Origin of the sequence: Candidatus Nebulibacter yamunensis, from assembly GCF_024208055.1 — a bacterium.
GTDB classification, from domain to species: Bacteria; Pseudomonadota; Gammaproteobacteria; order Francisellales; family Francisellaceae; genus Caedibacter; species Caedibacter lacustris.
This window is the reverse complement of record NZ_JAMBMW010000002.1, coordinates 12903-35644: the sequence shown is the minus strand read 5'-3', so window position 1 is coordinate 35644 and position 22742 is coordinate 12903. Positions and strand designations below refer to the sequence as shown.

Genomic DNA, 22742 nt, shown 5'->3' with positions numbered 1-22742 from the left:
CTAAATTGAATTGTGCGCATTGTAAAATAGAGATTCCCATCGAAACCGTCCAAAATTATGTAATAACAGGGTAAAAACTACGACAAAACGAGACCTAAATTCGATAAGCCAAAGTCGTCATCACCCTCGACTGCACTTTCATAATAAGCTTTGCCCACATGGGTAACTCAAGACCTCCAGCGAGTTTTGCTTGATCTGCATGTTCTTTTTCATCTTCGTACATTTTTATTAGGATTGCTTTGGATTTTTTATCTTGCATCGGTAACTCCAATAAATGCTTTTCCAAGTGGGACATTACCTGTTTTTCTGTTTCAATCACAAAACCATAGCTGACCTTGTCGCTCACAAATCCCGCGGTCGCACCAATTGTAAACGAGCCTATATACCAAAATGGGTTTAACAGACTTTTTCTTGCCTCTAGTTCTTCTAAACGTGTTTCACACCACGATAAATGGTTGTATTCTTCTTCTGCCGCATGATGTAAATATGCCTTTGTATCAAGGTTTCTAGCAACAAAGGCCTGACCGCGATATAAGGCCTGAGCACAAATTTCACCCGTGTGATCCACACGCATAAGTCCTGCCACATGTTGTTTTTCATTTTCATTCAAATCATGTTCACTAATGTTCTGGGCAGGCGTTTCAATTGATGGGTTTTTGGCAGGTAATACCACTGACTTTATAAAATGCTGTAACTCACTTAAGCATTGATCCAAAAATGAATAATTACGAAATGTCATATTTGTAGTTTCTCAATTACCTGATGAAAATGCGAAAACATCATAGCATAATTTCGCTTTAAGATTTGCAATTTTAACAAAAAAAGATTGCGTATTTTGGGGCGCATCGTACAATCACTAGTCAATTTAAGCCAATCATAAATTGATATCTTATAATGATCGAAAAATTACGTAATATTGCCATTATCGCTCACGTTGACCATGGTAAAACCACACTTGTTGATAAACTATTGCAACAATCAGGAACACTACAAGTGCGCAATCAGGAAGTTGAGCGCATCATGGATTCTAATGACTTAGAAAAAGAACGAGGCATCACCATTTTATCTAAAAATACGGCAATTAAGTGGAAAGATTATCGTATCAACATAGTCGATACACCTGGACACGCTGACTTTGGTGGAGAAGTTGAGCGCGTCATGTCAATGGTTGACTCAGTACTGCTTTTAGTTGATGCAGTTGATGGTCCTATGCCCCAAACACGCTTTGTTACCGAAAAAGCCTTTTCGCGTGGCTTAAAACCAATTGTTGTGATCAACAAAATTGATCGCCCTGGTGCACGCGCTGATTGGGTCATGGATCAAGTATTTGATCTATTTGATCGTTTGGGGGCAACAGATGAACAGCTTGATTTCCCTGTTATTTACACCTCAGCTTTACATGGCTTTGCGACTTTAGATCAAAACGTCATTACTGAAAACATGGAGGCTTTATTTCAAGCCATCGTTGATCATGTCAGCCCTCCTCAAATAGATACTGATGGTCCTTTCCAGATGCAAATCTCATCGCTTGATTATTCAAGCTTTGTGGGCACAATTGGTATTGGGCGTATTAAGCGCGGTAAAATTAAAACCAACACTACGGTTACGATTATTGATAAAGAAGGGAAAACTAGACAAGGGCGTATTCTGCAAATCTTAGGGCATATGGGGCTTGAGCGTATAGAGGTACCTGAGGCATCTGCGGGGGATATTGTTTGTGTTACTGGAATTGAAGGGCTTAACATTTCTGATACAATCTGTTTGCCAGAAAAAATAGAAGCTTTACCCCCTTTGTCTGTTGATGAACCAACTATTTCGATGACTTTCCAAGTAAACAATTCTCCGTTTGCTGGGAGAGAAGGAAAATTTGTGACTTCACGCCAAATTAAAGATCGCTTGGATAAGGAATTATTGCATAATGTTGCATTACGGGTTGAGCAATTAGATGATCCTGATAAATTCAAAGTCTCTGGTCGTGGAGAATTACACCTATCTATTTTACTTGAGAATATGCGTCGTGAAGGCTTTGAAATCGCTGTTTCACGTCCTCATGTAATTTTCAAAGCAATCGATGGTGAAATGTGTGAACCTTATGAATATGCCATTATCGATGTTGATGAACAATATCAAGGTGCCGTCATGGAAAAAATGGGGTTACGTCAGGGTGAGCTTAGAAACATGGAACCTGATGGCAAAGGACGTGTTAAGCTTGAGTTTATTATTCCTTCACGAGGTCTAATTGGTTTTTACACTGAGTTTTTAACCATCACTTCTGGTACTGGTATTATCAATAAAATATTTGATCACTATGGTCCCATGAAAAAAGGGATAATTGAATCGCGCCAAAATGGTACACTTATATCTAACTGTGGAGGTAAAGCACTTGCCTTTGCATTATTCAATTTACAAGAACGGGGCAAGCTTTTTATAGGACATGCTATTGAAGTTTATGAAGGCATGATCATTGGCATTCATTCACGTGATAATGATTTAACGGTTAACCCCTGTAAAGGCAAGCAACTGACTAACATTCGTGCAGCAGGCAAAGATGAAAGTATCATCTTAACACCGCCAATTAAACTTACATTAGAATATGCACTGGAATTTATTGAAGATGATGAGTTAGTTGAAATCACACCTAAATCAATTCGACTACGTAAAAAATTCCTTACAGAATCCGATCGCAAACGTGCATCTCGCACTAAAGATTAACACCCCACGCTTCTTCAAAGTGCACTAAGCATTACAGGTGGGCTTCCTGCTGGAGGTTGACTTATATTATTATATCCATTTGATGGATTAGGACAACTATATATATTATTGCCCTGCTCTAGAAAATACATTCTCTTTTGAGTTTATCCCTAAAAAATTATATAGCTTCAATCTGATTATGCTCATGTTTTCATGTATTGCCAAATTAAGTAGCGTTAGATTATAAGTATTAGGAATAAAGGACACGATAGCTTGCGGATTGTCTGAAATAGCAGGAATAATTGGTATATCAAAGTTTTTAAAATAAATAGTAGCACGCTTCATATGTATTGCACTTGTTACCAGTAAATATTCTTTATAAGGAAGTTTGTCTACAATTTCTTTTGTATACTTGGCATTTTGGTATGTATTTAGACTCTCTTTTTCGAAGATTAAATCATCTTTATTGACGCCCAATGTTTCTAATATCTGACCATACAATTGAGCTTCTGAAATACCATATTTACGTACATCTCCCCCAGTGATAATTACTTTGTAATTTATACCTTGATTTTTTGCAATTTGATATATACGTACCGCTTCCAATATTCTGCTATACCCTAAAATCGTTGGCGTTACTATAGATGATTGTCGCTCTAAGCCACCACCAAGTAAAATAAGTGCTCTATAAGAAGCAACTTCATGAGCATCGACAGCTTTATACTTTTCAAGTCCTGATAAAAAATAAGACGACATGACTCCATTAGATGATATATAAAACGTAATTAATGAAATTATCACCAGCAATTTGGAATATATCTTTCGTCTTAAAAGCAACGATATTAATAGTAATAAAAAGATCAAAATCAACGGATTTACTAGCGCCGAAAAGATCATAAAAAGCGTATCTACTAATGTGAACATTTTTATATTACCCGTGAAATATAAGTAATGTTTATGACGATTAGTCTATCAAAGCGGTTCAATAGAAATCAATAAAAACTGATTCTCTATCTTGTAAGCTTTTGTTACACATATAGCACTCAAACGATTCAACTGTTAAAATCGCTTACCAAATAAAAACAATCGATTTAAACTATGAAATCAATTTTAAAAGTCTATTTCTCCCACCGTACGATACAGATCCTATGGTTCTTCTTTTTGACTTTTTTAGCAATTATTATCGAGACAGATATTCTTAGCATACATTTTTGGTGGCTATTTTTACCAATAATCATTGCACCTTTCTACGAATGGTATGCACATAAGTACCTGCTACATGCACAACTCAGTAAAAAGCCAGGCTGGTTTCGTAATTTTCAAATTCGCCTACATCATGCGCATCACAAATATCCTCAAAACATTGAGCTGTTATTTGCACCGTGGCCTGCTATTATCCTCCACCTTGTCCAAACCTATGTGTTATTTGCTTTGCTTTCATGGAACTTTAGTGTTGCACTTGTGCCTTTCACCTTTGGTATTTTATATTATCTATTTTATGAATGGATGCACCTAGCGCATCACACCACAGCTTACCAGCCTAAAACAAAAGTTGGACAAAGGCTAAAACGTGCGCATATGCGTCACCATTTTCATAACGAAAACTATTGCTGGGGGATTACAAGCTACCTTGGTGATAAGTTTTTAGGAACATTCAAAGATAAAAGTCAAGTTTCTAAAAGTCTTACAGTCAAAAATATTGCTGGATATGTAGATTAGAAAAAACGCATCGATAAATCAATCGCTTGAATATGTTTAGTTAATGCTCCTATTGAGATAAAATCCACTCCTGTTTGTGCTACTGCATAAATCGTATCAAGTGATATGTTACCTGAAGCTTCTAGCTGTGCTTGCCCTTTAGCAATACTTACCGCTTTTTTCATATCTTCAATACTAAAGTTATCCAACATAATAACATCTGCTTTAGCACTTAATGCTTCATTTAATTCATCGAAATTTTCAACTTCCACTTCAACTAATTTATGAGGCGCAATTTCATGTGCCTTTTCAACAGCTTTGATAATTGAATGATTACAAGCAGCAATGTGATTTTCTTTAATTAAAAAAGCATCAAACAGCCCAATTCGATGGTTCACTCCACCACCACAAGTCACTGCATATTTCTGAGCTAAACGAAATCCAGGAATGGTTTTACGTGTATCTAAAATTTTGCAATTTGTTCCTTCTATTGCTTTAATATATTCCCTCGTTTTCGTAGCAACAGCTGACAGCATTTGCAAAAAATTAAGTGCATTTCGTTCAGCTGATAAAATGCCACGTGCCAAACCCTCAACTTCAAATAGGGTTTTATTTGCTAAAATTTTATCACCATCATGGTAATACCAATGTAATTGAAGCTTTGGATCAATTTGCTTAAAGACTTCATTTACCCAATCATAACCACACATTATCATCGGTTCACGTGTAATAACACGGGCTTTAGAGATTTCCTTTTCATCAATCAATAGAGCATTAATATCACCTTGATCAATATCTTCTGCTAAAGCTTGTGTTACCATCTTAGTGACTAATACTTGTGGCACTGCCGTAATTTGTTCGGTTTTTAGGTGTAAAAAATTACTCATTTTAAGTTTCCTTTAGTTTCATATTCAATATTGGATATGGTTTACCCAAACCGTCCACTTCTTGACGTGATACAACTCTAAACCCCATCTTTAAATAGAACTCAACAGCCCCATTATTTTTTTCATTCACATCTACTTTGTAAATGGCTAGCTCATTTATGCAAAATTCAATTAATGTTCTACCAATCCCTTGTCCAAAATATTTTGGATCAATAAATAACATCTCAAGTTGATTATCACTAACGCCCATGAAACCAACTATATTTTTATCTAATATATACTTATACATTTTTACTTGTGGAAAGTAATCTGAAATGATCTTTGAGCTAAAAAAATTAAAATCTTTATCTTCCAAAAAATCATGTGTCGCTTTTACTGCACAACTCCAAATTTCAAACAAGGCAGGATAATCATTTACCTGTACGTTTAGTATGTTATTATTCATAGCAGTAGCTTACTTATTATTGAACTCAACCATTCTCGTTAACGGAACCATAGCACATTCACAAATATCTTTCGGCAAGATAATCTCATTATCTTCACGTTCTAGGACTTCTGCCAAGTTTTTCAAACTATTCATTCCCATCCAGGGGCAATGTGCACAAGCCTTACATGTCGCACCCTTACCGATTGTTGGTGCTTCAATAAAAATTTTATTGGGTGAAGATTGTTTCATTTTATAGAAAATGCCTGCTTCTGTTGCCACGATAAAAACAGGATTGGGTAATTTTTTAGAGGCTTCCAGCAATTGAGAAGTTGACCCTACCACATTAGCTAGTGCTACAATTTCTTTAGGTGACTCAGGATGAACCAAAATTGCTGCTTCTGGATATTGCGCTTTTAAGTCCAATAGTGCACGCGCTTTAAATTCCTCATGCACGATACAAGCACCATTATAATGTACCATATCTGCTCCAATTTGTTCCTCAATCCAGCGTCCTAAGTACTTATCTGGTGCCCAAAGTATCTTTTCACCTTGCTGATCTAAGTACTCACAAATTTGAAGTGCATTAGATGAGGTAACCGTCCAATCTGCCAATGCTTTGATACGCGCAGAGGTATTGACATATACGACAACGGTACGGTCTGGATGCAAAGCAATAAATTCCTTAAACTCATTCTCTTGACAGCTTACATCTAAAGAACATTCAGCCTCTAGTGTCGGCATAATAACCTTTTTGTGAGGAGAAAGAATCTTGGCGCTTTCCCCCATAAAACGCACACCTGCCACAACAAGCGTTTGTGATGGATGATCTTTACCAAAGCGCGCCATAGCAAGTGAATCGCCAAGCATTCCACCTGTTTCTTCCGCTAGTGCTTGAATATCAGAGTCCACATAGTAGTGTGCTATTAAACAAATATTTTTCTCTTTAAGTAAACGCTTAATTTTATCGCGATAAAATGCTTTTTGCTCTTCACTTTCAATCTGCATTGCTTTAAGTTTTGGCCAAACCTTGGTAACACGTGAGTGAAACTCGACTTCAGTAATCACTTTTATATCTCAGCTATTACAATATATGGTAATGTGACTGGATTTTAACATAGACTCATAGTTTTAAGAAAAAATAATAAAAGTGTTTTATTCGTTTTATTGAGATGAATAAGCTTATAAACTTTAAATAATATGCACTTAAGTTCTGGCTAGCCGAATAAAATATTTATGAATAGGAGAGCTTTGACATAATTCAGGGTGAAAAGTCGCAGCGAGAATCTTATGCTTTTTAATCAAAGCTGGCTTTTCTTGGTAATAGGACAACACCTCAATATCTTTATCATGCACTGCGCTAATAACAGGTGCACGAATAAAAAAACCATCTATTTTCTCTCTTTGACCATTAAATGCAACATGTAATGGAAAAATCCCACTTTCAAGTTGACGACCATAGCCATTGCGTATTATGTCAATATTTAAGGCACCAAACCTTTGCAATAAAATTACGCCAGCACATGTAGCAAAAACAGGAATCTCACGTACTCTCTTTGCCAATGGAGCCCAAAGATCATGCTTTTGCAATAAATAGGTCATAGTGGTACTTTCACCACCTGGTAAAATAAGTGCATCAACTCGCGATAAAGCGGCTTCTGTTTTCACCAGAATACAATGAATACCTAACTCTTGTATTCTCTTTTGATGAGCATGATAAGCACCTTGAAGTGCTAAAACACCAACGTTCATATTAAATCATCCTCTTGATGAGAACATTTCATGAGGTAGTAAGTGATCACAATTAATTCCTGTCATTGCGCCACCCAAATCTTCTGAAACTGCTGCTAAAACATCTGGGTCATTAAAGTGTGTGACTGCGCTGACAATCGCCTCAGCACGTTTTTTAGGGTTACTTGATTTAAAAATTCCTGAGCCAACAAATACAGTTTCTGCACCAAGCTGCATCATGATTGCTGCATCAGCTGGGGTTGCGATACCACCAGCTGAGAAGTTTGGTACAGGCAGTTTACCATTCTTATGCACATATTGAACAAGTTCATAAGGTGCAGCCAATTTTTTAGCAATTGCCATAAGCTCAGTGCTATCTGCCATTTGTACTTCACGAATTTGTCTATTAATTGCACGCATCTGCTTGACAGCTTGAATGACATCTCCAGTCCCTGCTTCGCCTTTAGTACGAATTAAAGCAGCACCTTCACCTATACGACGTAATGCTTCAGCTAAGTTACTGCAGCCACATACAAACGGTACTTTAAAATCGTGTTTATTAATGTGATTTTCATCGTCTGCTGGCGTTAACACTTCACTTTCATCAATAAAGTCAACTCCTAATGCTTGCAAAATTTGCGCCTCAACAAAGTGACCAATGCGCACTTTTGCCATCACAGGAATTGTCACTGCTGCCATGATTTCTTTGATAAGCTTAGGATCTGACATACGAGCCACGCCACCATCCTTACGAATATCTGCTGGCACACGTTCTAATGCCATAACCGCTACTGCACCTGCATCTTCTGCAATTTTAGCTTGCTCTGCAGTGACCACATCCATAATAACGCCACCTTTTAGCATTTCAGCTAAACCAACATTAATTTGCAATCTATCACTCATTGACTTACTCCGCATATTAGACTTCAAAAATACCAGCATACAATAGAGTAATTTCACGGTTGAGACAATCGCTTAAATCTTAATTTTGGTATTTATTTTCATTTTTATGATGGGTATAAACTTAAAGAAAAGCTAGATTACTTCAATTGATAGTTAGGTGGTTCCTTAGTAATCATCACATTATGAACATGACTTTCGTTAAAGCCTGCACCCGTTATCTTGACAAAAGTTGGCTTTGTTCTCATTTCTTGTATATTCGAGCAGCCTGTATAACCCATTCCAGCACGCAGACCTCCAATTAGCTGATGTATGACAGCAGCTAAAGTTCCTTTATATGGAACACGCCCCTCAATTCCTTCAGGTACTAACTTTTTGGCATCAATACTATCTTGAAAATATCGATCGGATGAACCTTTTGCCATTGCACCTAATGACCCCATACCACGATAAGATTTATATGAACGACCTTGAAATAACTCAACTTCACCTGGAGATTCCTCCGTCCCTGCAAACAACCCTCCAACCATTACAACGGAAGCACCAGCAACAATCGCTTTACAAATATCTCCTGAGTAACGGATACCACCATCAGCAATAACGGGTACGCCTAATGGCGTCATAACTTCAGCTACGTTTGAAATGGCGCTCAACTGTGGAATTCCAACTCCAGCCACAACACGAGTTGTACAAATGGAACCTGGTCCAATACCTACTTTTACTGCATCAGCACCAGCTTTAACTAAAGCTTGCGCAGCCTGGGCTGTTGCAATATTCCCCCCGACAACCTGTACATTTGGAAAATGTCTTTTCACCCATTTAACTCGATCTAACACACCTTGAGAATGACCATGCGCCGTGTCAACAACAATCACATCCACACCTGCTTCTACCAATGCTTTAACACGTGCTTCGGTATCCCCTGAAGTTCCTACCGCCGCACCAACAACTAAGCGCCCCAAAGCATCTTTACAAGCATTTGGTTTATCAATAGATTTTTGGATATCTTTTACAGTAATTAAGCCAACAAGCTCGTAGTTATCATTCACCACTAAAATCTTTTCAATACGATATTGGTGTAATAAACCTTGAATTTCTTCTTCTTGAGCACCTTCTTTGACTGTGACTAAACGTGATTTTGGTGTCATGATACTTGAAATTGGTTGATTTAAGTCCTTAGCAAAGCGAATATCGCGCGAAGTCACAAGTCCTACCAAATTTTTACCTTCAACAACTGGCACCCCAGAAAAATGATATTGCTCAGTAATATGCAATAAATCTTGAATAGAAGTATCAGGTGTTGCAGTAATTGGATCTATCACCATTCCATTTTCAAATTTTTTCACCTTACGCACTTCTGCTGCTTGAGCCTTGATTGACATATTTTTGTGAATAATTCCCACGCCACCTTCTTGTGCAATTGCAATTGCTAAGCGTGATTCAGTAACCGTATCCATTGCAGCTGACACCAAAGGCATTTTAAGCTTTATTGTGCGCGTTAAATTGGTTTCAAGTGACACTTGATGCGGTAAAACGTTGGAATAACCTGGGGAAAGTAGCACATCATCGAAAGTAATGGCTTCTTCAGTAATACGTAACATAGAAAACCTCGTAATTAAGTTTAGAGTGGTCTTAATTACAGCGAGATTTTAACAACATTTTTCACTTTATAGCAAATGATTTTATTATTATTTTTTAACTTCCAAGAGCATTTTACGCATTTGATCAATAACTTGTTTGTAGTTTGATGTGTCAAAAATTGCCGACCCAGCAACAAAGGCATCTGCTCCACAAGCAGCAATTTCAGCAATATTATCGATCCTAACACCTCCATCCACTTCAAGTAAAATATTATCGTTGTTTGTTTTAATCCACTGTGAAACCTGTTTGATCTTATGATACATAGCAGGAATAAAGATTTGACCACCAAACCCAGGGTTGACTGTCATAATAAGTAGTCGATCAAGCTTATCAATAAGGTAATCACAAATTGTAATTGATGTTGCCGGATTTAATGCTAAACCAGCCTCAATGCCAAAAGATTGAATTAAACTGAGACTTCTATCAACATGTCTTGAGGCCTCTGGATGGAATACAATACTTGTTGCGCCTGCTTGGGCAAAGCTTTCAATTAAATCATCAACTGGCTCCACCATTAAATGGACATCCATACCGACACTAATGCCATCCTCCCGCAATGCCTTCAAAATCATTGCTCCAAAAGTTAAATTTGGCACATAATGGTTATCCATCACATCAAAGTGGATATTGTTTGCTCCTGCTTTTAACACAGCTCTTACATCATCGCCCAAGTGTGCCAAATTTGCAGATAATATCGATGGATTGATTTGATATGACATAACGTAGAGTCTTTATTTTCTTAAAACCTTAAGACATCATACAGAAATTAGATTTATTCAGATAACACAATTTTACTTAATTTTTCAGATAATTTGCAGAATATGCAGAATATACAGAAAGACTTATTTATTACGAAACTTAATACGACCTTTGGTTAAATCATAAGGTGTCATTTCAACGGTAACTTTGTCACCTGTTAAAATACGAATGTAATTTTTGCGCATCTTACCCGAAATGTGAGCTGTAACAATGTGACCGTTCTCAAGCTCAACACGAAACATTGTGTTTGGCAGCATTTCAACAACCGTGCCTTCTAATTCAATACAATCTTCTTTTGCCATTATTTGATTTTTTCTCTTTGTTTTTTTAAAAGCTTCGAGTCTATAAATTAACTCAAATTAAATAAGCGTGTGAATCATGCCTTATTTTTTAGAAATATTCAACTACTTGCGAAAATTAAGTTATTATCGACTTCTTATTACCATACCTGAAAGACTTTAATAGTTGATAAGCAACTGGCACAATAAACAATGAAAAAATAGAACCAAGCAACAAACCAGCTACAATTACCATTCCGATTTGCTGACGCGCATACTCACCAACACCTGTACTAAGTAAAAGTGGAATAGCACCCAAAATCATGGTTGCCGAAGTCATCAATATTGGCCGCAAACGCGTTGCTGCTCCTCTTATTACTGCTTCTTGTAAACTTACTCCCTTTGTTAGCAATTCATTAGAAAACTGAACGATTAACACCCCATGTTTTGACACAAGTCCAATCAAGGTAATTAGTCCAATATCGGTATAAATATTGAGTGTTCCTCCTATTAATTTCAGACCAACAAGTGCGCCAATCACACACAATGGTACAGTTAATAGAATAATAAATGGATCAATAAAACTCTCAAAAAGTGCTGCCAACACGAGATAAACAAACAACAACCCAGCTATGAAAATAATAATCATGCTGTTATTACCCTCTAACATATCTTTAGCATCGCCTTTAAAAGCTAAGCTTGTGCCAGGTAGAAGTTGTTGAGTTATAGATCTAATTTCCTCAATCACTTGCCCCATTGAAGCATTGGGTGCTAAATCGACATCTACCTCCATTGCGTGAAGTTGATTATAGGTTGTTAAATAAGGGATTTTAACGACTGGTTTAATATTCACTAAACGTCCTAGTTGTACCCATGCGTCAGTATCAGTTTTAATATACAAGTGATTTAATACACTAAAACTTTTTAAGTCTTTTTTAGCCAACTGGACAAAAATTGGAAAACTCTCACCTCCAGTTTCATAATCTCTTGATAACTGCCAACCCCCAAACATAATGTTCAATATCGTCTGAATATTTGCTGGATCAACGTCTAAAAGCATAGCATTTGTGTAATTGATATCCATAGTAAACTGACCACTGTCTGCAGAACTGGCGATACTAACGTAAGAAATGCTTGGGAGTTTTTTCAACACTGACACTAAGCTTTCTGCCTTTTTGTATAGTGTTTGATAATCATCCATGCTCAGTAAATACATTTGGATATCCCCTGCACCAAATTGGCTTTTCCCTGATAATGGAAACACCCAACTACTGCCTTGAACACCTTTTGTTTCTTTGATAATTGAGTTTAATTCTTTAGCAATTTTATAGGCATTTGTTACTTGGTCTTGATTTAAAATGTTCATAGAAAACCCAGAAGTTTGACCACTTTCAGTGTCAACAAAGCCAAACGAATGCTTAAATACTTTGTTTGACAACCTATCCTGAATTTCATCTAATTTCTGCATGATAAAGTCAGAACTTGCATTACTTTGCCCAGTAATGTTGACTCCCACCACACCAACCGTGTCCTGTGGCTGTAATGCCGTTGGTATTGATCGAAACAACCCAACCCCTGCAATAATAAGGATGATAAAAATAACTATCAGCCATAATCGCACTTGCAATATCAATTCTAGTGACTTTTTATACATTTTTTCTGTATAAGCAAACAAACGAGCTACTTTTTGTTCATAGCGACTTTCCTTGGCTTTTCCTAAAGTATACGCACACATCGTTGGTGACAAAGTCAATGCCACAAAACCTGAAATTAAAACACTAGCTGCAAGCGTAAAGGCAAATTCACGAAAGAAAACCGCTGATTTATCATTCATGAATGCAATCGGAATATAAACTGCAACTAATGTAATTGTCATACCAATAATAGCAAAACCAATTTCTTTACTACCTAAAATTGCTGCATTAAAAGCGTCATATCCTTTTTGCATGTAACGATAGCAGTTTTCTAAGACTACAATAGCATCATCAACCACAAGCCCAACAGCCAATACCAACGCTAATAACGTCATCATATTAATGCTAAAACCAAGCGGCCAGATGATAACAAACACACCAATTAAGCATACAGGTAACGTCACAATCGGAACTAAAGCTGCACGAAAACGCCCTAAAAATAACAAAGAAATAAAAGACACTAAAATAATGGCTTCAACAATAGTTTTAATCACCTCATACAGAGAAGCCTTAAGTGAAGTCGCAATATTGAATAATATTTCTGCTTTCATCCCAGGTGGTAACGAACCTTGTATTTGTTGTACAGCTTTCGTTACTGCATTTGCGACTTCAATTGGATTGGCATCGCTGGTTTGAGAAACATTCACCACCACCCCAGGTTTACCATCAATAATGCTAATAGAAGCGTTTGCCAACGATAAACTGCCCAGATAAACCTTTGCAATTTGCTTTAAATAAATAAGTTTCCCATTACGTTTAGCAATAATTAAATTCTCAAATTTATCAATACTATTAAAGGCACTATCAACATTAATCGTATAAGTATTGTTGGCGGTAATCAGCTGTCCTGCTGAGATGTTGCGATTTAATTGTTCAAGCTTATTAACAACGTCAATTGCAGATACTTTAAGAAGTGCCATAGCCTTAGGGTCAAGCTCAATTCTCAATGCCGAACTGTCAGAATAAACTTGGACATCACCCACACCCTGGATCTGTGATAACTGCTTAATTATTGAGTCATTAATATATGAAGTTAGACTTTCCGTCGAGCGGTCAGCATCTTGAAAGCCAATCAACATTACTTGACTGCCACTACCACGCTGCTTAATTTGTGGTGTTTTCACATTTTGTGGTAAATTTACCCCCGCAATATCGCGCATCACTTCAGATTGTGCAGTAATAAACTTCTCTTGATCAATATTACCAAAGTTAAGTTTAATTTGGCTTTGCCCTTGTCTAGAAATGGCCTCGATATAGCTTAGGTTTTCAGTCCCTGAGATTGCTGCAACCAGTTGTTGTGTCACATCTTTTTGTACCACATCAGCGCTGGCTCCTGAATAATTAGTTACAATCATAAGCGCAGGTTTAAATATCGTAGGCTCAAACTGCAGCTTAACATAACCAAAACTTAGTAAGCCACACAGCACTAAAATTGCATTTAATACAAAAGATAAAACTGGGCGCTTGATACAAATTTCAGGTAGTTTCATCTTATTATTCCACCTTTACTGCGATACCATCAGAGATGCTTCCCTCTGCTGAAACAATCACCTGCTGCCCCTGCTTTAGTCCTGACAAAACCCCAACGTACCCTTTATTGATTTGTCCTATTTCTACAGGTAACGCCTTTGCTTTTCCATCCTCCACCACATAAACAATAAATCCCCCACTTTGTGCACTTAATGCACTTTCTGGTACAGCCAAAACTAAATTATCAGCTTTTAAAACTTGTGATACATATACACTCATACCAGGGGTTAGTACATTATTACTATTATCAAAAGCTGCACGCATGGTAAAAGTCAAATTGTCATCTGATACATTCGGTGAAATGTAATCAGCCTTAGCATGGAATATTTGACCTGGAAAAGCATCCACTCTAAAAGCAACTACTTGTCCCAATGCAATGCTTTTAGCATAGGACTCTGGTAAAGCATATTGCAACTCAAGATTTTCCTTATCAACTAAGGTAACCAAAGTGTCTCCTGCTGAAACATAACTTCCCTTAGCTAAAGTAGTCAAAGTTAAAAACCCCGTAAAAGGTGCGACAATCTTAGTATTTGATAGTCGATAGAGTGCTGCATCGTATTTAGCCTTTGTTTGCATATAATCAGCTTTAGCACTATCCAGCTCGCTTTGTGATACAGCGTTGTTGTCTTTAAATAAAGTGGATGTTCGGTTGTATTGTGCTTCTGCTTTTGTATAATCAGCTAAAGTTGAATTTACATCTGCCATTTGCTGGGTATCATCTAGTGTCATCAACAACTCTCCAGCTTTAACATATTGACCACTAGTAAAGTAGATTTTTTCAACCACCCCCGCAATTTGTGCCTTTAGTGTGACAGTATTTGGTGCAATCAGCTGTCCTGTTGCTTTAACAGTTAAAGGAATATTTTGCTTAGTTACTGTTGCAACTTCAATGACCGTTGGTCCCACATTAAAACTTCCCGTTTTCTTCCCTGACCCTAAAAATAAAAAATAAATAACACTAATTGCTAAACTCAACGTTATTAAACCAAAAACTATATGTTTTTTCATCTTCATGAAACCAATACGATATATGCTCAACAAAGCTAAATGATATTCAGATATAACACAAGAATTTGTTTTAAAAAGATATTAATGATTAATTCCGGCACGGATTAATCCACCTAAATCATTTTCAACTAGAAAATTTTCTAAGTAAGTGTGGACCTCTTCCGTAGTAGCGAGTTTTAATACTTGCTTGAGTACATTTTTACATTGTTTTTTGGCAACGTTTCGCAATACATGTTTCACTTTTAATATCACGGCTGCATTCATACTTAAGTTATCAAACCCCATCCCGATTAAGAGCGCCGTTGCTAATGGATTACCTCCTAACTCACCACATAATGAAATTTGTTTATTGTGCTTTTTGGCCATTCTAACGAGATAATAAAGCACTTTTATCATCGCTGGATGTAGCTGATCATAAAGCGTAGATACCTTTTCATTGGTTCGATCAATTGCAAGAATATATTGAGTTAAATCATTAGAACCAACTGAAACAAAATCAACCAATGGCAACAAGCGCTCAATTTCCATAATGGTAGCAGGCACTTCAATCATCATTCCAATCTCTGGCAACTTAATATCAAAACCTTCTTCGATAACTTCTTTGTAAGCTTGACGAATAAGTTTTTTAGATTCTTTTACTTCCTCAATAGTCGTAATCATTGGTAGTAATATCTGCAAGTTATTATATTTGCTGCTTGCTTTAAGCATCGCTTTGACTTGCATTAAAAATAAGTTAGATTGATCCAACATCATTCGGATACCACGCCAACCCAATGCTGGATTTTGCTCTTGTTCATAAAAATATGGCAAGGTTTTATCTGCTCCCACATCTAATAAGCGTAGCACCACAGGTTTATCTGGGAACGTCGATAGGATTTGCTGGTAAATAATCCGCTGCTCATCTTCCCCTGGGAAGCGCTCTCTAATCATAAATGGAATTTCAGAGCGATATAGTCCAATCGTTGCCGCACCTTGGCTAAGTGCACGATCTAAGTCCGCAATCAAGCCAACGTTAGCCTTTAACTCGACCACATACCCATCAAGTGTTGTACTGGGTAAGTCCTTAAGTGCTTGTAGCTCTACTGCCTTTTGCGATTCATGTTTAATTAATCGCTCATATGCAGCTTTTAAGCCTCGAGCTGGCTGTACATATACACGCCCAACATAAGCATCTACGATGACATCTTTGCCATCGATAAAGTTTATCGGTAAAGCTTTAATCCCTGTAACAAAAGGAATAGATAATGCTTTTGCCAAAATAGCAGCATGAGAATAGGAAGAACCATGCTCGGCAACGATTGCCTTTAATCTACCTTTTGGCACTTCAGCAATCATTGATGCTGTAATCTCACTCGCTATCAACACAGTGTCAACGGGATAATGACTTTTTTTTAGTGTTCTATCTTCTAGTGCCAGCAAAATACGTTTACCCAAGTCACGTATGTCACTTGCTCGCTCAGCAAAATAAGGCTCATCCATTTGCTCAAAAAGAGTTGCTTGCTCTAAAACGACTTTTTTTATTGCACTTTGCAGCCAGACTCCTTGGCGAATATAAGTTAGAATACCGTCATAAAAGCGACTGCTATCGATCATTTGCAAATAAGCTTCAAAGAGTACAGCCTCGTCATTTCCTGCTAACAATGTAATTCTTTGCAACATTTCTTGTAGATGCTCCTTTACCTCTTTTACAGCTGAAATAAACAGAGCTTCTTCATCCTCCGATTGTGTTTCTTTATCCGGAATCTCTTCGATATCAGTAATGTTATAACGTGCAAAAGCGACTCCTTTTTGCACTCCTTCATTTGCACTAATACCATCAAAAAAGAGTGGACTTAGGGGTTGTTCTTCAATTTGATCAGATACATCCTCAACATGAATGGCACGATTGAGCGGCAATGATAAATTTGCACAAAGCGTCGCCACATCTGTTTGCAACGATTCCGTAATTTTATTTTTATCGCGTATTTGAAAAACAATAATAGCAATCACTTCACCCTTATAAATGACTGGTGCAGCCAACAATGAATGGTATTTATTACGAGATAAAGTTTGCAAAACGCTATATCTTTTTTCTTTTGACATATCTGTCACGACAAGTGCTTCTTCACGCAAGGCGACCCTACCAATCAAGTCATCCTTAACATTGATATATATCATACCTGACCTTATCGTTGGCACAAGTGTTGAAGCACAAAGCGTATAGACGTGATCACTGTCTTCCAGTACAAAGACACTACACGCATCAACTGCTAAAAGCTTAGATGCTTCTTTAACAAAGATTGACAACACAACATCAAGTTCATGTTTAAGGTCTATGATTTTGACCAAAGGTTGCCAGAACATATACATTACTCACTAGATTGATTTTCAACGAGTGGGGAAAAGTGCTCCAATGCTTTTTGGTACACTTTACGCTTAAAAGCGACAACTTTATCCACAGGATACCAGTAATTCACCCACCGCCAATCATCAAATTCTGGTTTATTGTTTGCGTTGAGATTAACCGCACTATCTGGTGACTTTAATCTAAGCAAAAACCATTTTTGCTTTTGCCCGATACATAAAGGGCAGTTTCTTCTTATTAAAAATCTTGGCAATCGATAGCGCAACCATGTCTGTGTTGCTGCAATCACCTCGACATCATACGGCATCAAACCCACCTCTTCTTTTAACTCACGATACATTCCTTCAATTGGTGTTTCCCCTGAATTTAAACCGCCTTGCGGAAATTGCCACGAACTTTGATTTACTCTGCGACCCCAGAATACCTTGTTTTGATCATTAACAATGATGACCGCCACATTTGCTCTGAAACCCTCTTGATCTATCACGATCATTTCCAAATCTAGTATTACCTTGAGCTTTAGCATACCGTAAAGATTGCAACTTTTCCTTGAAAATCTTGCTAAATTTTATAAAAAATCTGATAGAATTCGTTTTCGATGAATAACCTCTAACCCTAATTCTCAAGGAGTCAAAAGCATGTCCGACTTTGCAACTTTTAAATCAATAGTCGATGAAAATGAAATCGAATTTGTTGATTTACGTTTTACTGATACTAAAGGGAAAGAACAGCATGTAACGATACCTGTTCGCGCCATTGATGAAGATTTTTTCAACGATGGCAAGATGTTTGATGGTTCATCTATTGAAGGTTGGAAAGGGATTAATGAATCAGACATGATTTTAATGCCCGATGCGGCTAAAATGTTAGTGGATCCATTTTTTGAAGCGCCAACTCTCATCATTCGATGTGATATTCTAGACCCCGCAACCATGCAAGCTTATGATCGCGATCCCCGCTCAATTGCCAAAAAATGTGAAACCTATCTTAAATCAACTGGTCTTGCGGACATCGTTTTATTAGGACCTGAACCTGAATTTTTTATTTTTGATAATGTCACTTATAAAGCAGATATGGAAGGTGCTGAATACAAAATCATTAGTAGCGAAGCAGCCTGGAATACAAATCAGCCCAAGAATGGTCACAATAATGGTCACACACCAGGTGTCAAAGGTGGCTATTTCCCGGTACCACCAGTTGATTCATTACAGGATATTCGCTCTGAAATGTGCCTTATTTTGGAAGAGCTAGGGCAAGAAGTAGAGGTACATCACCATGAAGTCGCAACAGCTGGTCAGTGTGAAATCGGCACAAAATTCTCAACTCTAACTGACAAAGCTGACCAGATTCAAACCTTTAAATACGTTGTTCACAACGTTGCAAATGCTTATGGTAAGAGTGCAACGTTCATGCCAAAACCTATTCCAGGTGATAACGGCTCTGGCATGCACGTCCACCAATCTTTATCTAAAAATGGCAAAAACCTTTTTGCTGGTAACTGTTATGCAGGTCTATCAGAAGAGGCACTTTATTACATCGGTGGCATTATTAAACATGCCAAAGCACTTAATGCGTTTTGCAACCCTGCTACTAATAGCTATAAGCGCCTAGTTCCTGGGTTTGAAGCACCTGTATTACTTGCCTACTCAGCACGAAATCGCTCAGCATCTATCAGAATTCCGTTTGTCAGCAGCGAAAAAGCCAGACGTATTGAAGTGCGCTTTAGCGATCCAACCGCCAACCCATATCTTGCTTTCTCTGCAATGGTTATGGCTGGCATAGATGGTATTAAGAATAAAATTCATCCAGGTGATGCTATGGATAAAAATCTTTATGATCTACCACCAGAAGAACTTGTTGATATCCCTACTGTAGCAAACTCTCTTGAGGAAGCGCTTCACGCTTTAGATCATGATCGCGAATTTTTAACTGCAGGTGGCGTCTTTTCAAATGACATGATTGATGCTTATATCGATCTTAAAATGGAAGAAGTGCAAAAACTCAATATGACTCCACATCCAGTTGAATTTCAAATGTATTATAGTTTATAGATAAATAGCACCCTCTAAATTAGCTTTGCAAAAACCCCTTTTTGCAAAGCATCTTTGATCACTTTCACATGATCAATAAGCATGCCTTCAAAGCCACAAGCCACATGCCTAGCTGCAGCTGCATTTATAACTAAAGTATCTTGCTTCACACCTAAAATTTCATTATTAAATAGTGCTTTGGACTCTTCCAAGTTTTGATACAAATTTCCTACCTCTAGATATTCCAGCTTACTACGCATAAAGCCCACTTGCTCTGGATGAAGGCTAAACTCTGTAATAGTATCATTATGGATTTGAATGACTTTATTCACCCCACAAACGGAGAACTCATCCATCCCGTCACCATATACAATATAAGCATGAGTGACACCCTGATTCTTTAAAGCATACAAATACGGTTTCAACAAGCGTTCGTCATAAACACCAACAACAATGCGTTTAACACGCATTGGATTTAATAATGGTCCAAGCACATTAAAAAAGGTGCGCTTTCCTTGCTCTGCAAAACGTTTACGTACGTTAGAGACCTTAGCAAAAATTGGGTGAAAAAATGGAGCAAATAAAAATACTATGCCTGTTTGTTGTAAAAGTCTAAATGCTTCATCCGCTGTTTGTGGTAATTTTATATTTAATTTATGTAATAAATCAAAACTTCCACATTTTGAAGTAGTTGAACGATTACCATGTTTAGCCAGTTTAGCGCCAAGCTTATGCACAACAAATGCACTTAAAGTCGAATAATTTAACGTCCTGCAACCATCCCCTCCGGTACCAACAATATCAAGTGTATCTAAAAAAGGATTCTCAATCGCAATACTATACTCTAAAAACGCTTGTACTAATGAGAACAAGGTTTGTTCTTGATAAACTTCTTTATCAATCTGTTTAATGATTTCATATTGCTGGTCTTCACTTGTGTCGTCATTCACAAGTGTCTTGACTAACTCACTGACGTTCACGGTAATTCCCTTCTCTTAAAATTATATTATTTTCCAAACACTGCTATTGATTCCACATGAGTTGTATGTGGAAACATATCCATGACACCGGCAGATAATAGCTTATAACGTTTCTCATTTACTAAAATACCTGCATCACGTGCCAGTGTTGCCGGATCACATGACACATATACGATTCGCTTAGGATTAATTTTATCAATTTGCCTGCAAACCATTTCAGCACCTGCTCGTGGTGGATCTAATAACAGTTTGTTAAAGCGGTTCTCCAAAATCCATGGACGTTTAGAAATATCTTCAAATAAATTGCCAGGATAAAATGCTATATTTTCTAAACCATTTTTATTGGCATTGATTTTAGCACGCTGCGTCATTTCTAAATCGCCTTCAATACCAACCACATATTTGGCTTTTGTTGCCAATGGCAAACTAAAATTTCCTAAGCCGCAAAATAGATCCAGCACTACATCATCCTTATTTACATCAAGTAACTCTAATGCCTGTTTTAGCATTTTATTATTAATATCCTGATTCACCTGAGTAAAATCATTTGGAGCAAAATAAATATTCAAATCATAGTCATTAAGCCGATATGACATTTCAATGGGCTCTTGATCTACCATGGGATAGAATCGAGTGACCGTATCTGGTCCCTTAGCCTGTAAATAAATCCAAAAATGATGTACTTGAGCAAATACAGTTATTTTAGTTAGATCCTCATCACTAAAGGGTGCTAAATGTCGAATAATAAGTGCTGTTACTTTTTCATCCACCGCCACTTCAATCTGTGGGATTTCGCGATAAATTGACAAGTCTTGGATGAAATTTTGCAGTATTGTTAAATTATGCCCAATGTCTTGATGAAGTACTTGACATGAATCAATGTCTGCTAAAAAACGTCCATCACGCTCTCGAAAACCAACTAACACTTTGTTTTTTTTATGTACATAACGCACACCTAGTCTTGCTTTTGTACGGTAAGCCTCTGATGAAGCCGATCTTAACGGCAATAATATTTCTTTAGGGACTAAGCCAGCACCAAAATGCTTAAAGTGACTTAACAACGTTTGTTCTTTAAAGCGAATTTGCGCATCAGGAGAAATATGTTGAAAGGTACATCCACCACATATTTCAAAATATTGGCAAGGTGGAGTTACGCGTTCACTACTGGCATTAAGCACACGCACAAGTTTGCCTTCATCATAGCTTAACTTGCACTTGCTATATTCAAATTCGATCTCCTCTCCTGTTAATACGAAGGGGATAAAAGTGGTTTTTCCATTGATTTTAGCAATGCCACGCCCTTCGTGCGACATACTACTGATAACTGTACGGAACACCCCCTCAGGGACACTTTTTTTATTATTTTTGATCATTTATTAAATATTAAGGAAATTTTTAAGGTATCGCTTAGTTTAACGATTGGATATAAAATGTCATTGTTTTTTGACGTTTTTACTTCTTTTCACTGTAAAAGGCTTGTTCTTTTGCTAACCCATGTTTAAGCTAAAGTGGTTTTGTTTAAATTAGGTAATCAATCAACTGGAGTTATTATGAAAAAATTAGCCAAAATCACCTTATCATTATTAGTAAGTAGTGTACTTATATCTAGCGCATTTGCTGATGCTGATGTGATAAAAGAAACAGCTGTTGCTAAACCTACTGTTGTTACAAACACAGTAAGTCAGGATAATGTGGCCGATGCAAGTTATACTATTGGCTATTCAATTGGTAAAAACATGACTGAGCAATTACACCAACAAAATGTAACACTTGATATTGACAACTTAGAACAAGGTTTCACTGCGGGTATTAAAGGTAATAAGCCGAAACTCACTCAAGAGCAAATGGAGCAATCTATGCAGGCTTTCCAAAAAGAAATGGAAGCTAAAATGAAGGCAGATGAAGAAGCAGCTGAAGCAGAAGCTGCTAAAACCAAGACAGAATCTGAAGCTAACTTTAAAGCAACTACTAACAATGCTGAACACGCAGCAATAAGTGTCCAACCTTCTGTTGATAGCACAAAAGAAGCAGCTGATACAACAAACAATAACAATTAAGAATAATGGTTTTATTTTTCCTTTGATACTTTATTTATAGATGGGTATTAGCTAAGTTTATTTAAATTTTTTATTTAAACCTTAAAATTA

General features: G+C 37.1%; 20 protein-coding genes. 4 read left to right on the top strand and 16 right to left on the bottom strand.

Features of this window, described 5'->3' with window-relative positions; genetic code table 11:
• Positions 1-94: 94 nt before the first annotated feature.
• On the bottom strand, positions 95-739 hold the full coding sequence (gene coq7, locus M1V25_RS01175) for a 2-polyprenyl-3-methyl-6-methoxy-1,4-benzoquinone monooxygenase (RefSeq protein WP_498842196.1): 645 nt from the start codon (positions 737-739) through the stop codon (positions 95-97).
• 155 nt (positions 740-894) lie between these two features.
• On the opposite strand from coq7, the gene typA reads away from it, so the two are divergent.
• Positions 895-2712 (top strand): translational GTPase TypA, encoded by a 1818-nt coding sequence (typA, locus tag M1V25_RS01170; protein WP_116963224.1) that lies wholly within the window; start codon positions 895-897, stop codon positions 2710-2712.
• 105 nt (positions 2713-2817) lie between these two features.
• Here the strand turns inward: typA and M1V25_RS01165 are convergent, their stop codons facing one another.
• On the bottom strand, positions 2818-3447 hold the full coding sequence (locus tag M1V25_RS01165) for a YdcF family protein (protein WP_498842195.1): 630 nt from the start codon (positions 3445-3447) through the stop codon (positions 2818-2820).
• Between the two features lie 342 nt (positions 3448-3789).
• Between M1V25_RS01165 and M1V25_RS01160 the strand changes: the two genes are divergently transcribed.
• Entirely contained in the window at positions 3790-4410 is a 621-nt protein-coding gene (locus M1V25_RS01160) for a sterol desaturase family protein (protein WP_498842194.1), read from the top strand.
• Here the strand turns inward: M1V25_RS01160 and nadC are convergent.
• The 12 genes from nadC to M1V25_RS01100 all read right to left on the bottom strand — a co-directional run bounded on the left by nadC (position 4407) and on the right by M1V25_RS01100 (position 18072).
• Positions 4407-5276 carry a carboxylating nicotinate-nucleotide diphosphorylase gene (gene nadC / locus M1V25_RS01155; protein ID WP_498842193.1) on the bottom strand — a complete coding sequence of 290 codons (870 nt, stop codon included), beginning with the start codon at positions 5274-5276 and terminating at the stop codon, positions 4407-4409. The genes M1V25_RS01160 and nadC overlap by 4 nt on opposite strands.
• Before the next feature lies 1 nt (position 5277).
• Positions 5278-5721 carry a GNAT family N-acetyltransferase gene (locus M1V25_RS01150; protein ID WP_498842192.1) on the bottom strand — a complete coding sequence of 148 codons (444 nt, stop codon included), beginning with the start codon at positions 5719-5721 and terminating at the stop codon, positions 5278-5280.
• A 9-nt stretch (positions 5722-5730) separates the two neighbouring features.
• On the bottom strand, positions 5731-6768 hold the full coding sequence (nadA, locus tag M1V25_RS01145) for a quinolinate synthase NadA (protein WP_498842191.1): 1038 nt from the start codon (positions 6766-6768) through the stop codon (positions 5731-5733).
• A gap of 138 nt (positions 6769-6906) precedes the next feature.
• Positions 6907-7452, bottom strand: coding sequence for a pyridoxal 5'-phosphate synthase glutaminase subunit PdxT (gene pdxT / locus M1V25_RS01140; protein ID WP_116963218.1), 546 nt, complete (start codon positions 7450-7452; stop codon positions 6907-6909).
• Between the two features lie 6 nt (positions 7453-7458).
• Positions 7459-8334, bottom strand: coding sequence for a pyridoxal 5'-phosphate synthase lyase subunit PdxS (pdxS, locus tag M1V25_RS01135; protein WP_116963217.1), 876 nt, complete (start codon positions 8332-8334; stop codon positions 7459-7461).
• A 137-nt stretch (positions 8335-8471) separates the two neighbouring features.
• Positions 8472-9932, bottom strand: coding sequence for an IMP dehydrogenase (gene guaB / locus M1V25_RS01130; RefSeq protein WP_116963216.1), 1461 nt, complete (start codon positions 9930-9932; stop codon positions 8472-8474).
• A gap of 87 nt (positions 9933-10019) precedes the next feature.
• A complete protein-coding gene (gene rpe / locus M1V25_RS01125) occupies positions 10020-10691 on the bottom strand; it encodes a ribulose-phosphate 3-epimerase (protein WP_498842190.1) in 672 nt (223 codons plus the stop codon).
• 123 nt (positions 10692-10814) lie between these two features.
• The gene (infA, locus tag M1V25_RS01120) at positions 10815-11033 is read right to left on the bottom strand and encodes a translation initiation factor IF-1 (RefSeq protein WP_116963214.1); all 219 of its coding nucleotides are present in this window, start codon (positions 11031-11033) and stop codon (positions 10815-10817) included.
• Between the two features lie 115 nt (positions 11034-11148).
• The gene (locus M1V25_RS01115) at positions 11149-14193 is read right to left on the bottom strand and encodes an efflux RND transporter permease subunit (RefSeq protein WP_116963213.1); all 3045 of its coding nucleotides are present in this window, start codon (positions 14191-14193) and stop codon (positions 11149-11151) included.
• A 4-nt stretch (positions 14194-14197) separates the two neighbouring features.
• Positions 14198-15241, bottom strand: a complete 1044-nt coding sequence (locus tag M1V25_RS01110) for an efflux RND transporter periplasmic adaptor subunit (RefSeq protein ID WP_157966542.1) — start codon at positions 15239-15241, stop codon at positions 14198-14200.
• An 81-nt stretch (positions 15242-15322) separates the two neighbouring features.
• Entirely contained in the window at positions 15323-17584 is a 2262-nt protein-coding gene (gene ptsP, locus M1V25_RS01105; protein WP_498842189.1) for a phosphoenolpyruvate--protein phosphotransferase, read from the bottom strand.
• A 5-nt stretch (positions 17585-17589) separates the two neighbouring features.
• Entirely contained in the window at positions 17590-18072 is a 483-nt protein-coding gene (locus M1V25_RS01100) for an RNA pyrophosphohydrolase (RefSeq protein WP_192877922.1), read from the bottom strand.
• Positions 18073-18223: 151 nt separating this feature from the next.
• On the opposite strand from M1V25_RS01100, the gene glnA reads away from it, so the two are divergent.
• Positions 18224-19636 (top strand): glutamate--ammonia ligase, encoded by a 1413-nt coding sequence (gene glnA / locus M1V25_RS01095; protein WP_116963210.1) that lies wholly within the window; start codon positions 18224-18226, stop codon positions 19634-19636.
• A 14-nt stretch (positions 19637-19650) separates the two neighbouring features.
• Here glnA and trpD read toward each other — a convergent pair whose 3' ends face one another.
• On the bottom strand, positions 19651-20595 hold the full coding sequence (gene trpD / locus M1V25_RS01090; protein WP_157966540.1) for an anthranilate phosphoribosyltransferase: 945 nt from the start codon (positions 20593-20595) through the stop codon (positions 19651-19653).
• A gap of 26 nt (positions 20596-20621) precedes the next feature.
• Positions 20622-21968 (bottom strand): 23S rRNA (uracil(1939)-C(5))-methyltransferase RlmD, encoded by a 1347-nt coding sequence (gene rlmD, locus M1V25_RS01085; RefSeq protein ID WP_498842188.1) that lies wholly within the window; start codon positions 21966-21968, stop codon positions 20622-20624.
• A 177-nt stretch (positions 21969-22145) separates the two neighbouring features.
• On the opposite strand from rlmD, the gene M1V25_RS01080 reads away from it, so the two are divergent.
• Entirely contained in the window at positions 22146-22652 is a 507-nt protein-coding gene (locus M1V25_RS01080) for an FKBP-type peptidyl-prolyl cis-trans isomerase N-terminal domain-containing protein (RefSeq protein WP_498842187.1), read from the top strand.
• The last annotated feature ends 90 nt before the right edge of the window (positions 22653-22742 follow it).